A 13,329-nucleotide genomic window follows, 5' to 3' on the forward strand; every position below is an offset into this window, starting at 1 on the left:
TCAGCGCCGGGAACGCGTGCCGGACACGATCAGCACGAGTCCGACCAGCAGCCCGATCCCGACGACGACCCATCCGAGGTCGGCGGCGTCGGGAAGCGCCGGCCCGTCGGCGAGCCCCCACCCGGCCACGGCAAGGGCGGCGAGTCCGAGCAGCCCCAGACCGGGAGCGCGATGGGTGGCGCCACAACCTCGGTCGTCATCGGTGCCGGAAGCGTTCATCTCAGTGCTCATCGCAGGACCTCTACCTCTCCCAATCCGGTGCGGGCCTCGATCTGCAGGACCGGGCCATCGGTGCCGTCACGTCCGCCGTCGAGCCCGGTGGGGCAGTTGTAGTCGCCGACACCGGTCTGGCAGTCGGCACGCACGTTCATCGTCTCCGGCACGTGGACCGTGATCTTGCCGACCCCGCTCTCGAGTCGTACGGTCCGGTCGGCGGTGAGTTCGACCGCGCGCAGGTCCAGGGCCATCTCGCCGATGCCGAGTGAGTACTCGGCCTGGATGTCGTTCTCGGTCAACGGCTTCCACTCGCGGTCACCGACCCCGCCGGGCGGCAGCGGGCCGGACAGGCCGTTGACCCCGGAGATCACGGTGGTGACGATGACCGCGGCACCGAGAGAGACCGCGATGGGCGCCAGGCCCGTGCTGTGCTCGCCGGTGCGACGCTTGACGACGGCCGCGACGAGGAGTCCGGCTCCGATCACGGCGAGGGAGAGCGACAGGATGTGGGGGACGGTGAACCACTCGACACCCATCTGGTGCAGGCCCGCACCGATCGCACCCACGATGGTCGCCAGACCGACCACGATCAGGGTCAGCGGTGAGCGACGGTGCCGACGGACGGCCGGTTCGGCCGGGCGGGTCGGTTCGGGCAGATCCCAGGCGAACCGCGCCGCTCCCAACGGATCCCACGCGGGTGGACTCGCCTCGAGTGGTTCGTTCTTCGACAGTTCGACTTCCGGCACCGGGGTGGCCGGGTGTTCGGTGGCCGGATTCCCGCCGATCGCGGACGGGCCCGGTGCTTTGGTCATGGATACTCCTGGGGTCTGGGGGCCGTCCGTGGGGGTGACCGCGCCGGGGGCCGGGTGGCTCATCGCGCGCGGCACCCACCGTTCGAACTGCCCGGCCGCCGGTGGCGGGACGACGATGTCGGTGACCGCCGCGGTGTCGATGCTGGTACCGGCCGGTGGAGTCGGGGTCCGCAGGTACAGCAGGTACCAGCCGCCGAGCATCAGGATCGCGCCGACGAGCCCGCCCGAGCCCCAGGTGCGATTGGGGCCGAATGAGGTGACGATGACGATCGCGAGCACGACCAGCAGGATCACCTGCGGATTCCCCAGGCCGTGCATCGAGTTGTGCGACGCGGTGTGACCGGCCCGGGGGGAATCGACACGGAGCGCATCGGCGCGGGCGCGTCCGGCGCCCGGGAACGCGACCCAGGCCGCGAGGTAGAGGATGAGTCCGCTGCCGCCGAAGAAGGCGGCCACCACGAACGCGACCTTCACCAGAGTCGGGTCGACGCGATACCGGGCGGCGATGCCGGTGCACACGCCGGCAATCGTCCGATCGTCGGGCCGATACGGACGGGTCGCCCACAGGCCCTGGATCTGCTGCTGGAACTCCTTGGTGTCCATGACGATCATCGTGCCGCCCGTCCGGCCCCGGACACATCGGGTGATCCCCTGAATTGTCCCCCGGAGAATCCCGAGGCCCGGGGGCGGCGGAGCGGACACACCCTGAGATCGCGGCGCATGAACCGGGGTTGACCCCGATGTCGCGAAGCCGATCGCATGGGACGATCGAGGAGTGAGTCGAATGGAGGTCGAGCCGGTCCCGAAACTGGTGCGCCGCGACGGCGGCCGCGTCGTCGCCGGTGTCGCCGGCGGATTGGCCGATCATCTCGGGGTCGAGGTCTTCCGCGTGCGGATCGTCTTCGTGGTCCTGGCCGCGCTGGCCGGCGCCGGGGTCGCCGCCTACGGGCTGCTGTGGTTCTTCTGCCCGCAGGGCGACGACACCGCGTCACCGGCACCGGGAGAGCGTCGTCAATCCCTCGGTCTGGCGATGGTCGGGCTGGTGGCCATGGGCGTGGTCGGATTCGCGGCGTCGGGGACCCCGGCGGAGTACCTCATCCCGTTCGTCTTCATCGCGTTGGGCGCCGCCCTCGTGTGGCGCGAATTCGATACATCCCCGCGCGCACCCCGCACCCCACTGCGCACTTGGACGCGGTTGATCGGCGGCGTCGCGCTCGTTGTCGGCGGCCTCGTGGTCGTGGTGGTGGCCGGGGATCGCAGCTTCGGCGGTCTCAATTCCACGATCCTCGCGGTCGGGGCGACCCTGATCGGCGTCGTCCTGTTGACCGTGCCCCTGTGGATGCGGATGCTGCGCACCATCAACGAGGAGCGCTCGGCCCGCATTCGCAACGCCGAGCGCGAGGAGATCGCCTCGCATCTGCACGACTCGGTCCTGCAGACCCTGGCCCTGATCCAGAAGAAGGCGGGCCGCCCCGAGGAGGTGGCACGCCTGGCCCGGAGTCAGGAACGCGAGCTGCGGGCCTGGCTGTTCGGCGACCCGGCCACCGAACGCGGCTCGCTCGCGGCCGCACTCCGGAGTGTCGGCGCCGAGGTCGAGGACGCCTACGGTATCGAGGTGGAGATCATCACCGTCGGCGATCTGCGTCCGGACAACACCCGGGACGCCAAACGCTGGTCGGCTCTCGTGGGGGCCACCCGCGAGGCGCTGGTCAACGCCGCCAAGCACTCCGGTGAACGCACCGTGGACGTGTACGGCGAGATCACCGACGACGAGGTCGAGGTGTATGTCCGTGACCGGGGAATCGGTTTCGACCCCGACGCCGTCGACGACGACCGCCAGGGCATCTCCCGGTCGATCCGCGCACGTGTGGAGAGGATGGGCGGCCGCGTGCGGATCACGTCGACCCCCGGGCGCGGGACGAACGTGGGTCTGATGATGCCGCGTGGTGACGGGGGATCGGGATCGATCGACGAGAGAGCGGACGACACCCGACGCTCTGCCGAGGTGACCGTCGACGCGGTCGCCCCGACCGACAACAGGAAGGCACGATGACGCCGAGTTCCCCGAGTTCCGACCCGACCGGCCCCGGTCCGGTGACCTTCTATCTCGTCGACGACCATGCGGTCTTCCGCTCCGGGGTCCGTGCCGAACTGGCCGACGAGCCGGGCCTGCGCGTCGTCGGCGAGGCGGGCACCGTACCCGAGGCAATCGACGGGATCGTGGCGGCGGCTCCCGATGTGGTCCTGCTCGACGTGCACATGCCGGCCGGCGGCGGGGTGGCGGTCCTGCGCGGGGTGCTCGATCGACTCGGATCGAACGGAACGGGTTCGAATGCAACGGGTTCGACACCGCCGGTCTTCCTGGCCCTGAGTGTGTCGGACGCGGCCGAGGATGTCATCGCGACCATCCGGGCCGGTGCCCGCGGTTACGTGACCAAGACGATCGCGGGCCCGGAACTCGCCGACGCGGTCCGCCGGGTCGCCGACGGCGACGCGGTGTTCAGCCCACGTCTCGCGGGTTTCGTCCTCGACTCGTTCACCGGAAAATCCTCGGCACCCGAACCGCCGCTCGACCCCGAACTCGACTCGCTGACCAGGCGCGAACTGGAGGTGTTGCGCCTGCTGGCGCGCGGGTACACCTATCGGGAGATCGCCGAGGAGCTGTTCATCTCGATCAAGACGGTCGAGACACATGCGTCGAACGTTTTGCGGAAGACCCAGCAGTCCAACCGCAATGCCCTCACCCGATGGGCGGCCACCCGTCACATCGGCTGACCGCAGCGGCGCCGGCTCAGCGCAACAGCGCGATCGCGAGTACGACGACGACCGCGAGCACGGCGAAGAACACGAAGATCGACACCGCCAGTGCCGTGCTCGACGTGCCCGGCGCCGGCGGACCGGGGTTCGGTTGCCGGGATTCGGACGAGTACTGCTGGGAGGCAGGCGGTCTCGGCGTCGACGACTGTGGTTGCGGCGTCGACATCAGGGTCGGGGACATGCCGCGACGTGTGTCCGGAAGGTCGCGGGAGCCGCGATCGGCGGACATCGTCGGGGCGTAGGGGGGCAGGGTGGCACCGGCCGGACGATGCGAACCGGTCGTCGACGACCGGCCGCCGCGCTGTGACCAGGTCGGCGTGCCCGCTCCGGGCCGGGTGATGAGGCCGGTCAGGACCTGGTCGCGGGTGCCTCGGGAACCGGCCGCGAACGAGGTGAGCATGTCTCGTGCCTGACTCATCGTCGGGCGTTTGGTCGGGCTCGGTTCCAGGAGGCGCAGCAGGATCGGCTCGAGCTCGGCGGCATTCTGCATGGGATTGATGCGTGCGCGTGCGACCTTGTGTAGCAGCGCGATCGAGTTGTCGTCGACACCGAAGGGCGGCTGACCCTCCACCATCGTGTAGACGGTCGCGCCCAGCGAGTAGACGTCCGAGGCCTCCTGCGGATCGGCGCCGCGCGCGACCTCGGGAGCGAAATACGCAGGCGTTCCGGTGATCACGCCGGTCTGGGTGAGAGTGACATCGTCCTTCGCCCGCGAGATCCCGAAGTCGGTGATCTTGACCAGGCCGGTCTGCCGTCCGCCCTCGGCGATGAGGATGTTGCCGGGCTTGATGTCGCGGTGCACGATCCCCGCGGCGTGGGCCTCGACCATCGCATCGGCCACCTGGGCGCCGATCTGGGCAGCCTCGGCGGGCGCGAGAGTCTTTGTGGTGTGCAAGATCTGGGCCACACTGCGGGAGGGTAGGTATTCCATGACCAGCCAGGGCTCACCCCGGTCGAGGGCGACGTCGTGCATGGCGATCGCATTGCGGTGGGAGAGCTTCGCGGCGATCCGCCCCTCCCGCATGGCCCGCTTGCGCACGTTGTCGGCGGAGTCCTCGGTGAGGCCCTCGGTGGAGACGACCTGCTTGACGGCGACGTCACGGTCGAGGAGCTGGTCGCGGGCGAGCCACACGGTTCCCATGCCGCCGCCGCCGATGCGCGACTTCAGACGGTACCGGCCGGCCACCAGGTACTGGGGACCCGGCGCATGGTGGGTTCCGGCGGTCGTCGACATACGGAGATGATAGCGGCGAGGTCGACGCCGCGGGCACCGCACTTGACAGCCATCTCGTACGTATGTTCGACTCCCATCATGCGATGGTCGGATCAGGCGGTCGAGGTCGACGACGGGTCGCTCCCGGGGCTGAGCCGCTCGGGTCTGGTGCGGTCGGTGCGTACGCCCGATTTCGAGGGTGTCACATTCCACGAGGTGCTGGCCAAGAGTGCGCTCAACCGCGTGCCGGAGGCCTCGCAGCTCCCGTTTCAGTTCACGGTCAACACCTTTCGCGGGTGCACGCATGCCTGCCGCTACTGTTTCGCCCGTCCGACGCACGAGTACCTCGACCTCGACGCGGGCACCGATTTCGACACCCAGGTCGTGGTGAAGCTCAACGTCGCGGCGGTGTTGCGCAAGGAACTCAAACGCCGGTCGTGGACCCGGGAGACGGTGGCGCTGGGCACCAACACGGACCCGTATCAGCGTGCCGAGGGGCGGTACCGACTCATGCCGGGCGTGATCTCCGCGCTCGCCGAGTCCCGGACGCCGTTCTCCATCCTGACCAAGGGCACCTTGATCCGTCGGGATCTTCCGCTGTTGCGTCAGGCTGCGGGGGAGGTCTCGGTCAGCGTCGGGATCTCGCTGGCGATCCTCGATCAGGACCTGCAGAAGAAGATCGAACCGGGGACGCCGTCGCCCCAGGCGCGGCTGTCGGTGATCCGCGATCTCGCCGATGCCGGCATCGCGCCGCATGTGATGGTGGCCCCCGTCATCCCGTACCTCACGGATTCGACCGCGCATCTCGACTCGTTGCTCGAGGCACTCGCCGAGGCGGGCGCGTCTGGTGTGACCGCGTTCCCGATGCATCTGCGATCCTCGACCAAGCCGTGGTTCCTCGAGTGGCTGGCGGAGGAGCATCCGGCGCTCATCCGCCGGTACCGGGGGCTCTACGGGCGTGGCGCCTATGTCACCCCGGAGTACTCCTCGTGGCTGCGTGACCGGATGAAGCCGCTCGTGCACCGGCATGGCCTGGCCGGTTCCGGCGGTCTCCGGCAATCGGGTCCCGACTCGCCGGCGACGGTGGCCGCGCCCGAGCTGCAGCACGCCCTCACCCTGTTCTGACCCGTGCCGTCCTGACCGCGCCCCTGAGCTGGGCTGTTTTCGGCGTGGATGCAAACATCCTGTGCTGCGCAACGGCTTTCGGCTTCGGTTGACGCTTGTCGGTGGTTGGTTCTACTCTCGAACAATCGAAACAGTGTTCGAATGATCGGCGGACGAGGGGCCTCCTCGGGATCGTTCGGGAACTGTGTCGAGAACCCTGATGGCGCGCACCTTCCCGGCTCGCTCGAGAACTACTCATGTCGACTGGAGGGTGCCGGATGGATGTCTCTGCTGGTGTGGCCGTGACCGATGCCGTGACCGATACGGCGGCCGGTGGCCGGGCCGACGAGCTGGCGGGTTTGCGCCGGCGGATGGCGGCCATGTCCGGTCGGCCCGACCAGCGGGTGGTCGAGGTCCGAGACCGGTCGGTGGGTGTCCTTCCCGTGCCGGAATCGTTGTCGGACATCTTGCCGCACAACGGTATTCCGCGAGGGTCGGTGGCCCGGCTCGACGGCGCCCGTTCGGTGCTGATCGCGATGATCGCTTCGGTGACCCGTGCGGGTGGACAGGTGGGGATCGTCGGGTTGCCCCGGTTGAGTCTGCTGCCCGCGGCGGAGATGGGCGCCGACCTGTCCCGCATCGCCACCATCCCCGATCCCGGTCCCGACCCGGTCGAGGTGGCAGCGGTGCTGCTCGACGGTATGGACCTGGTGATCCTGGACCTGGGGAGCGGTGGCGAGGGTGCTCGCCCGCGGAACGAGATGGTGGCCCCCTCGCGTGCCCGGGTGGTCATGGGCCGCGTGCGCAAACAGTCGTCGGTGCTGCTGGTGACCGGTGGTGCATGGCCGGGTGCGCAACTGGCCCTCGAGGCCCGTGTCCTCACCTACCGGCACAGTCCGGGCCTGCCCGGCCGGTCTGCTCCCGCCTCCCGCGCGGCCGGTCTCGACTCCGCACGCAGCGGCTACGGCCGCATCGGCGGGATGCGGCTGGAGGTCACGGTGTCGGGCCGCGGCCGGCGATCCGAGAGCACCGAGGTCGAACTCCGGGCGACGGGCCACGGTGCCGATCGCACGGTCGAGATGGTCGCGGCGGCGACCGTCTCCCCGGTGCTCGCGGTGGCGAACTGATGCCCTCCGGAGAGCAGGGGTCCCGGCGTATCCTCGCGCTCTGGTGCCCGGACTGGCCGGCGATGGCCGCGGCGGCCGAGGCGGATCTGCCCCCGCTGCATCCGGTCGCGGTGCTGTCGGCGAATCGGGTGGTGGCCTGTTCGGCCTCGGCACGGGCCGCCGGTGTGCGGCGGGGAATGCGGAAGCGACAGGCGCAGGCGGCGTGCACGGAGATGACCGTGGTCGCCGCCGACGAGAACCGGGACGGACGGCTGTTCGAACCGGTGGTCGCCGCGGTCGCCGAGGTGATCCCCGCCCTCGAAGTGCTCCGGCCGGGTCTCCTGGTGATCGCCGGCGACCGTGCCGCCCGCTACTTCGGCGGGATGGAGGCCCTCGCGGAGGAGCTCGTCGACGTGGTGTCGGCGTGCGGCATCGAGTCGCAGGTCGGCATCGCCGACGAGATCTTCACCGCCGTCCTCGCCGCCCGGAACGGGCATCAGGTGGAGCCCGGGGGTGACCGGGAGTACCTCGCCGGCCGCCCCGTCGCCGACCTCGCCGTCGAACCCAGCATGAGCGATCCGTCCCGTGCCGATCTCGTGGAGTTGCTGCGCCGGTTGGGGATCGGCACGATCGGCGCCTTCGCCGACATGTCCGTCACCGACGTCGCCACCCGGTTCGCCCGGGATGCGGTCGTCGCGCACCGGCTGGCCAATGCGCTGCCGGGGCGTGTCCCGTCGTCACGTGGTGTGCCGGCCGAACTCGACGTCGACCACACCTGCGACCCGCCGGTCGACCGCATCGACGTCGCGGCGTTCATCGGTCGCACCCTCGCCGACGTGCTGCACCGACGCCTGCGTGATGCCGCGGTGGCCTGCACGCGACTCACCATCATCGCGACCACCGAACGCGGACAACAGCATTCGCGAACCTGGCGATGTGCCCAACCGCTGACGCCGGAGACGACCGCGGATCGTGTCCGATGGCAACTCGAGGGGTGGCTGACCGGCGCGGCGCGGCCCACCTCCCCGCGGGTCGAGCCGCGCGCAGCGAGGAGCAGTGCCCGACCCGACTCGCCGATCGTCCGGCTGCGGCTCGAACCGGTCGAGGTCGTCGAGGCCGGGGCCCTGCACTATCAGCTCACCGACGATCTCTCCCGTGGCGGGCTGGCCGGTGAACCGGATGTGGAGGAGCGCGCCCGGCGTTCGCTGGTGCGGATACAGGGGCTGCTGGGCGGGGATGCGGTCCGTATTCCCGTGCTGAGCGGTGGTCGTGGACCCGCCGAACGGATCACCATGGTCTCACTGGGCGACGAGCCGGCTCCGCGCCGGGATCCGTCGGCGCCATGGCCCGGACGCCTGCCACAACCCAGCCCGACGGTGCTGGTGGAGACCGCGATCCACGTGCTCGACGCCGTGGGGCAACCGGTGAAGGTGACCGATCGCGGGGCCTTCACCGCCGAACCGGTGACCGTCGCGCTGGCCTCGTCCCGGGCGCGCCGGTCGAGTTGGGGCCTGTGCTGGTGGGCCGGGCCCTGGCCGGTCGGAGGCGCCGACCTGCCCGCCGGGGCCTCGGTGCCGACCGGAGCCGCCGAGACCGGACTGACCGCGCGGGCGCAGGTGCTGCTCGACGATTCGCGCGCCCTGCTGCTGTGTTACCGCGCCGGGGAGTGGATCGTCGAAGGTGTCTACGAGTGACTGCGTCCCGCGGAGTGGCTTCGAGAAGAAACGCCGCGACCGAAAGCGTGCGCGTTCGCCTCTGAGATGCCACTCTCGACGCATGGCACGTACCTGGTTGTCGGTGACAGTGGAACTGCTCGGTGGTCGCGGCGTTGAGTTGTGGCCCTGGCCCGGAAGGGTTTTCGCGGTCGGACCGGCGCACACGTTCAAGGATCTGGCGACCGCCATCGATGACGCGTTCGCTCGATGGGATCGTTCCCATCTGTCACTTTTCACCCTGGACGACGGCAGGGTGGTCGCCGACGCCGCGCTCGGTGCCGACCTGGCCGGTGGTATCGGCGGCCCGATCTCCGAGCCCGTGGACATCGCCACGGCCAAGGTCGCCGCGTTCGCAGCGACCGGTTCCGAGTTCCAGTACACCTTCGATCTAGGCGACGAGTGGACCCATCGGTGCGTCGTGGGAGATCTGAAGGTCGACCCGGTGGACGTGTTGGGCATCAAGCCGACAGCGCCGCTGGCGTACTTCGGTTGGGGCGACATCCCGGATCAGTACGGTCGACGGACGGCCGATGGGGACGACGAGACGCCACCACGCCCCACCGTTCCTCATCCGATGCTCGTCGGCCAGTGGCCCGCGCAGAAGGAGATACGTGAACTCGATCTGGGCGAGGTACGCGGGTCGATCGCGTCGTCGGATGCCGATCGTTTCCTGGATGCCGTCATCGGATGCGATCTGCACGACGCACTCCAGCAGGTCGGCCCCGGGGTACCGATGGCACTGCAGAAGCGCCGCGAGCGAGCCGAACCGGTGGCTGTGTCGATCGTCGAACAACTCAAACGACGGGGAGAGGCCGGCGACGCCGAACTCGCCGAGGAACTGCTCGCGAGCCTGCGCGGGGAACCCGCGCCGGGACGGCCGATCGCGGTGGATCTCGAGATGCTCAGCGACGAGATGGAGGGTGATCCGAACCGGTCCACCGGCGGACTCATCGACCTGAGCACCGGCTTCGTGTACAACGACGAGATGCTCGACCCGGGCGTGCTCGATGAGGAGATCGACGTCGAGGAGGACCCGGACCGCTGGCTGCGCTTCGACTGCATCGGTTCGCGCGACAGCTGGCGGGACATGGCCGATTTCGCCACGCGCACCACCGATCCCGACCTGCGAAACCGTCTGGAGCGCGCGATCGAGGGACGAGGTGCGTTCCGCAGGTTCCGGGACGTCGTCCACGAAGCGGGTGTGAGTCAGCAGTGGTATGCGTTCTCCACCGACCGCAAGTTCGGACGGGCACGCAAATTCCTGGTCCGTGAAGGCATCCGACCGATCTGACTCAACTGTTGTGCCCCCGCGCGATGACCGGCCACCGGCTGTCCGAGCCGTCGATCGCCACCAGTTCGTCGACGAGATTGACCGCAGTGCAGACGTGGTTCGGCACCACCCGGATCACGTCGCCCAACCGGGGGGCTGACGTCGATTCCGCCGGGAACTCCACCACCGCGTGATGTTCGGACAACTGCACGACGCGGGCGTCGGGGTGATCGAGGAGGCGTCCGTGGCCGGTCGCCCAGGCGGCTCGGTCGGCGCCGAGGATCTTGCTGCCGGCGTCGAGGACGATCCGTCCGGGTTCGCTCCGCACCACGGTTGCCACCGCGGTCAGAGCGACGTCGTCGAATCCGCAGGTGCCGATCTCGACCTGCTGGGCGTCGTTGAGGGGATACACGCCCGGACGGATCTCGGTGAGCACGCCCGCATACGTGGGGTCGCCGACGAATTCGACGGTGGGTGTGGATCCGCCGCTGCGCACCCGCGGATCGATGCCCTGCGCTCGGAGACTCTCCGCCGCCGTACGCAGTGCCGCCACCTCCTGTTCCGCGGCCCGCCGGCGGGTGTCGCCGACGCCGTAGCCGTGGCCGGGGAAGGTGAAGACGCCGACGACGTCGAGCCCCGCTGACACGCCCGCCGCCGCGACGCCTCCGGCGTCCCCGGGTGCGGTCCCGGTGCGGTGTTGCCCGGAGTCGACCTCGACGAGTGCCTCGACCCGCTGCCCGCCGAGCAGCGCCCCGAGATGCCGTGCGCCCTCCGCCGAGTCGACACCCACCCGTAGCGACACCCGGTCTGCGAGGGCGCGTAACCGGGCGGCTTTCGCCGGGGTCGGCCAGATGGGATAGGCGATGAAGATGTCGGTGCACGAGGTGATGTCGGCGGCGTCGGCGAAGGCCTCGGCCTCGCCGATGGTGGCCACCGCCAGCCCCGTGGCACCGGAATCGATCTGCATCCGCGCGATCTCGGCGCATTTGTGGGTCTTCGCATGCGGCCGGAAGTCGACGCCCGCCGATCGCGCGCGGTCGGCGAGCACCGCGAGGTTGCGCGTCATGCGGTCGACGTCGACCTCGAGATACGGGGTGTCGATCACGCGTCCCGCCCGCCGGCGTCACGATCCGAACGGCCCAGCGCCGCCGCCGATTCGCCGAAGACCAGGTACTCCTGGTGCAGGATGCGGGTGGTCAGTCCGGGGGTGACGCGGTGCCCGATCTCGGCGACGAGCCCGACCAGCGAGTCGACGCGCTTGGGTCGATCGATGATCGCGTGCAGCACGCGCGCCGCGGCCCGGTCGACGTTCCAGGTCCCGGGCTGGTTGTCGTAGGCCTCGGTGGGCGCGATCATCCGCGTCTTCACGAGGGGGAGACGGACATTGGAGAAGGTCACGTGGTCGGACACCGTTTCGGTGCCGGTGACGTCGCTGAAGGCCTCCAGAGCGGCTTTTGACGCCGCGTAGGCACCGAACCGCGGGCCACGCGACTGCACCGCGATCGAGGTCACGTTTACCACATGACCCGCCTGCCGGGCGATCATGTGCGGCAGCAGTCCGAGGACGAGGTTCACCGCGCCGAAGTAGTTGACCGCCATCACCCGGTGGTAGTCGTGAGACCGATCCACCGAGTTGATCGTGGCACGACGGATCGACCGGCCGGCATTGTTGACCAGGACGTCCACGTGACCGTGCGCGGCGAGCACGGTCTTGACGAGCGCATTGACCGATTCCTCGTCGGTGATGTCGCACTGGTATGCGGTCACCTGACCGGGCGGGATGCCCTTCTTGCTCGTCGTCGAGTTCAATTCCTCGGTCGCCGATTCCAGTTCGTCGGCGTTGCGGGCGACGATGAGGACGTTGGCCCCGCGTGCGACGCACATCCGTGCGGTGGCCTTGCCGATCCCGCTCGACCCGCCGGTGATGAGAACGTTCTTGCCGACGAGCGGCCCGCGCGGATCGGTGCGCCGGTTGCGTGACCGGTCGAGGTGTCGTGACCAGTAGGTCCACAGGCGCGGGGCGTAGTCGGCGAAGTCGGGCACGGTGATGCCGAGGTCACCCAGGACCGCCACGGTGGTGTCGGCGCGGAAGTCGACCGGCAGCGTCACCGCGTCGAGTACTGCCCCGGGGATCCCCTGCTGGGCGGCTACGAGGTTGCGTCCGACGCGCGCGATCCCCATGCCGGACAACGTCATCACGGGTTCCACCGCAGCCCGTGGGATGGCGTCGAACCCCTTCGGCGCCTTGAACGCCGGTGCCAGCGCGTTGTACATCTCGGTGGTGGTGAGCGACTTCGGGTCGCTGAGATGGAACACCAAACCGCTGCGCGTGGGGTTCACGCCGAGGAGGGCGACCATCGCGGCGGCGACGTAATCGACCGGCACGATGTTGAGCGTCCCGAGATCGGGCATCGGCAGTCGCAGCATCGAGGGCAGTCGGCCGAGCGTCGCGAGGTGGCCGAAGAAGTAGTAGGGACCGTCGATCTTGTCCATCTCGCCGGTGCGCGAGTCGCCGACCACGATCGACGGCCGGTAGACGCGCCAGCGGAGTCCCTCGCGTTCGCGCACGACACGTTCGGCCTCGAACTTGGTGCGATGGTAGGCAGTCGGAAAGCCCTGTCCGACTTCGAAGTCCATCTCGGTGAACCGCCCGCGGTGGTCACCGGCCACGGCGATCGAGGAGACGTGGTGGAACAGCGCATCGTGCGCGATCGCGAAGTCGGCGGCGCGCGAGGTCCCGACGACGTTGGCGGCGCGCTGTGACTCCGCATCGGCGGCCATGTCGTAGATCGCCGCGAGGTGGATGACGTGATCGATCGCGGGGACGGTGTCCGGTGCGATACCGAGTCCGGGTGCGGTCAGGTCGCCGACCACGGGTGTCACGCGGTCGCCCGCGTCGAGGTCGTCGAGCATGGCGACGAACGCCGCGCGCGAGGTCTCGCGTACCAGTGCGTGGATGGTGGCGTCGGGAGCGACGGTCAGGAGACGTTCGAGTACGCGTCGCCCGATGAACCCGCTGCCCCCGGTGATGAAGTAGCTCGTCATGGAAGAGATCCCATCAGATGGGCGGGCCGAC

General features: G+C 69.5%; 11 protein-coding genes. 6 read left to right on the forward strand and 5 right to left on the reverse strand.

The annotated features are described in order from the left end of the window. Positions 1 to 231: a hypothetical protein gene (locus QAD21_RS08185; RefSeq protein ID WP_058250687.1), complete on the reverse strand. Its 231-nt coding sequence runs from the start codon at positions 229 to 231 to the stop codon at positions 1 to 3. Then, positions 228 to 1,640: a PspC domain-containing protein gene (locus tag QAD21_RS08190; protein WP_078112081.1), complete on the reverse strand. Its 1,413-nt coding sequence runs from the start codon at positions 1,638 to 1,640 to the stop codon at positions 228 to 230. Before QAD21_RS08190 ends, QAD21_RS08185 begins: the two co-directional genes overlap by 4 nt. A 172-nt stretch (positions 1,641 to 1,812) precedes the next feature. Between QAD21_RS08190 and QAD21_RS08195 the strand changes: the two genes are divergently transcribed. Together QAD21_RS08195 and QAD21_RS08200 are read left to right on the forward strand one after the other, a co-directional pair. Continuing rightward, positions 1,813 to 3,081 (forward strand): ATP-binding protein, encoded by a 1,269-nt coding sequence (locus QAD21_RS08195; RefSeq protein WP_058250685.1) that lies wholly within the window; start codon positions 1,813 to 1,815, stop codon positions 3,079 to 3,081. After that, the gene (locus tag QAD21_RS08200) at positions 3,078 to 3,803 is read left to right on the forward strand and encodes a response regulator transcription factor (protein WP_058250684.1); all 726 of its coding nucleotides are present in this window, start codon (positions 3,078 to 3,080) and stop codon (positions 3,801 to 3,803) included. The genes QAD21_RS08195 and QAD21_RS08200 overlap by 4 nt, the downstream gene beginning before the upstream one ends. Positions 3,804 to 3,819: 16 nt before the next feature. On the opposite strand, the gene QAD21_RS08205 is transcribed toward QAD21_RS08200, so the two are convergent. Continuing rightward, on the reverse strand, positions 3,820 to 5,079 hold the full coding sequence (locus tag QAD21_RS08205) for a serine/threonine-protein kinase (RefSeq protein ID WP_280361172.1): 1,260 nt from the start codon (positions 5,077 to 5,079) through the stop codon (positions 3,820 to 3,822). Between the two features lie 78 nt (positions 5,080 to 5,157). Between QAD21_RS08205 and QAD21_RS08210 the strand changes: the two genes are divergently transcribed. The 4 genes from QAD21_RS08210 (at position 5,158) to QAD21_RS08225 (ending at position 10,274) form a co-directional block, all read left to right on the forward strand. Next, on the forward strand, positions 5,158 to 6,183 hold the full coding sequence (locus QAD21_RS08210) for an Rv2578c family radical SAM protein (protein ID WP_058250682.1): 1,026 nt from the start codon (positions 5,158 to 5,160) through the stop codon (positions 6,181 to 6,183). 257 nt (positions 6,184 to 6,440) lie between these two features. Beyond that, positions 6,441 to 7,289, forward strand: a complete 849-nt coding sequence (locus QAD21_RS08215; protein ID WP_175404281.1) for a hypothetical protein — start codon at positions 6,441 to 6,443, stop codon at positions 7,287 to 7,289. Beyond that, the gene (locus tag QAD21_RS08220; RefSeq protein WP_058250680.1) at positions 7,289 to 8,962 is read left to right on the forward strand and encodes a DNA polymerase Y family protein; all 1,674 of its coding nucleotides are present in this window, start codon (positions 7,289 to 7,291) and stop codon (positions 8,960 to 8,962) included. The genes QAD21_RS08215 and QAD21_RS08220 overlap by 1 nt, the downstream gene beginning before the upstream one ends. A gap of 82 nt (positions 8,963 to 9,044) precedes the next feature. Continuing rightward, complete coding sequence (locus QAD21_RS08225) at positions 9,045 to 10,274, forward strand: UPF0158 family protein (RefSeq protein ID WP_058250679.1); 1,230 nt, start codon at positions 9,045 to 9,047, stop codon at positions 10,272 to 10,274. 1 nt (position 10,275) lies between these two features. On the opposite strand, the gene QAD21_RS08230 is transcribed toward QAD21_RS08225, so the two are convergent. Both QAD21_RS08230 and QAD21_RS08235 read right to left on the reverse strand, forming a co-directional pair. Continuing rightward, positions 10,276 to 11,358: an alanine racemase gene (locus tag QAD21_RS08230; RefSeq protein ID WP_165630260.1), complete on the reverse strand. Its 1,083-nt coding sequence runs from the start codon at positions 11,356 to 11,358 to the stop codon at positions 10,276 to 10,278. Then, positions 11,355 to 13,298 (reverse strand): SDR family oxidoreductase, encoded by a 1,944-nt coding sequence (locus QAD21_RS08235; RefSeq protein WP_078112079.1) that lies wholly within the window; start codon positions 13,296 to 13,298, stop codon positions 11,355 to 11,357. Before QAD21_RS08235 ends, QAD21_RS08230 begins: the two co-directional genes overlap by 4 nt. Between the last annotated feature and the right edge of the window lie 31 nt (positions 13,299 to 13,329).

The sequence above is a fragment of the Gordonia sp. SMJS1 genome (genome assembly GCF_029866425.1).
Taxonomy (GTDB): Bacteria; Actinomycetota; Actinomycetes; order Mycobacteriales; family Mycobacteriaceae; genus Gordonia; species Gordonia hongkongensis.

Coding starts and splice junctions, on each gene's coding strand:
- QAD21_RS08205 (WP_280361172.1), bottom strand. CDS start 5,079: ATGTCGACGACCGCCGGAACCCACCATGCGCCGGGTCCCCAGTACCTG.
- QAD21_RS08215 (WP_175404281.1), top strand. CDS start 6,441: ATGGATGTCTCTGCTGGTGTGGCCGTGACCGATGCCGTGACCGATACG.
- QAD21_RS08220 (WP_058250680.1), top strand. CDS start 7,289: ATGCCCTCCGGAGAGCAGGGGTCCCGGCGTATCCTCGCGCTCTGGTGC.
- QAD21_RS08225 (WP_058250679.1), top strand. CDS start 9,045: ATGGCACGTACCTGGTTGTCGGTGACAGTGGAACTGCTCGGTGGTCGC.
- QAD21_RS08235 (WP_078112079.1), bottom strand. CDS start 13,298: ATGACGAGCTACTTCATCACCGGGGGCAGCGGGTTCATCGGGCGACGC.
- QAD21_RS08190 (WP_078112081.1), bottom strand. CDS start 1,640: ATGATCGTCATGGACACCAAGGAGTTCCAGCAGCAGATCCAGGGCCTG.
- QAD21_RS08200 (WP_058250684.1), top strand. CDS start 3,078: ATGACGCCGAGTTCCCCGAGTTCCGACCCGACCGGCCCCGGTCCGGTG.
- QAD21_RS08195 (WP_058250685.1), top strand. CDS start 1,813: ATGGAGGTCGAGCCGGTCCCGAAACTGGTGCGCCGCGACGGCGGCCGC.
- QAD21_RS08210 (WP_058250682.1), top strand. CDS start 5,158: ATGCGATGGTCGGATCAGGCGGTCGAGGTCGACGACGGGTCGCTCCCG.
- QAD21_RS08185 (WP_058250687.1), bottom strand. CDS start 231: ATGAGCACTGAGATGAACGCTTCCGGCACCGATGACGACCGAGGTTGT.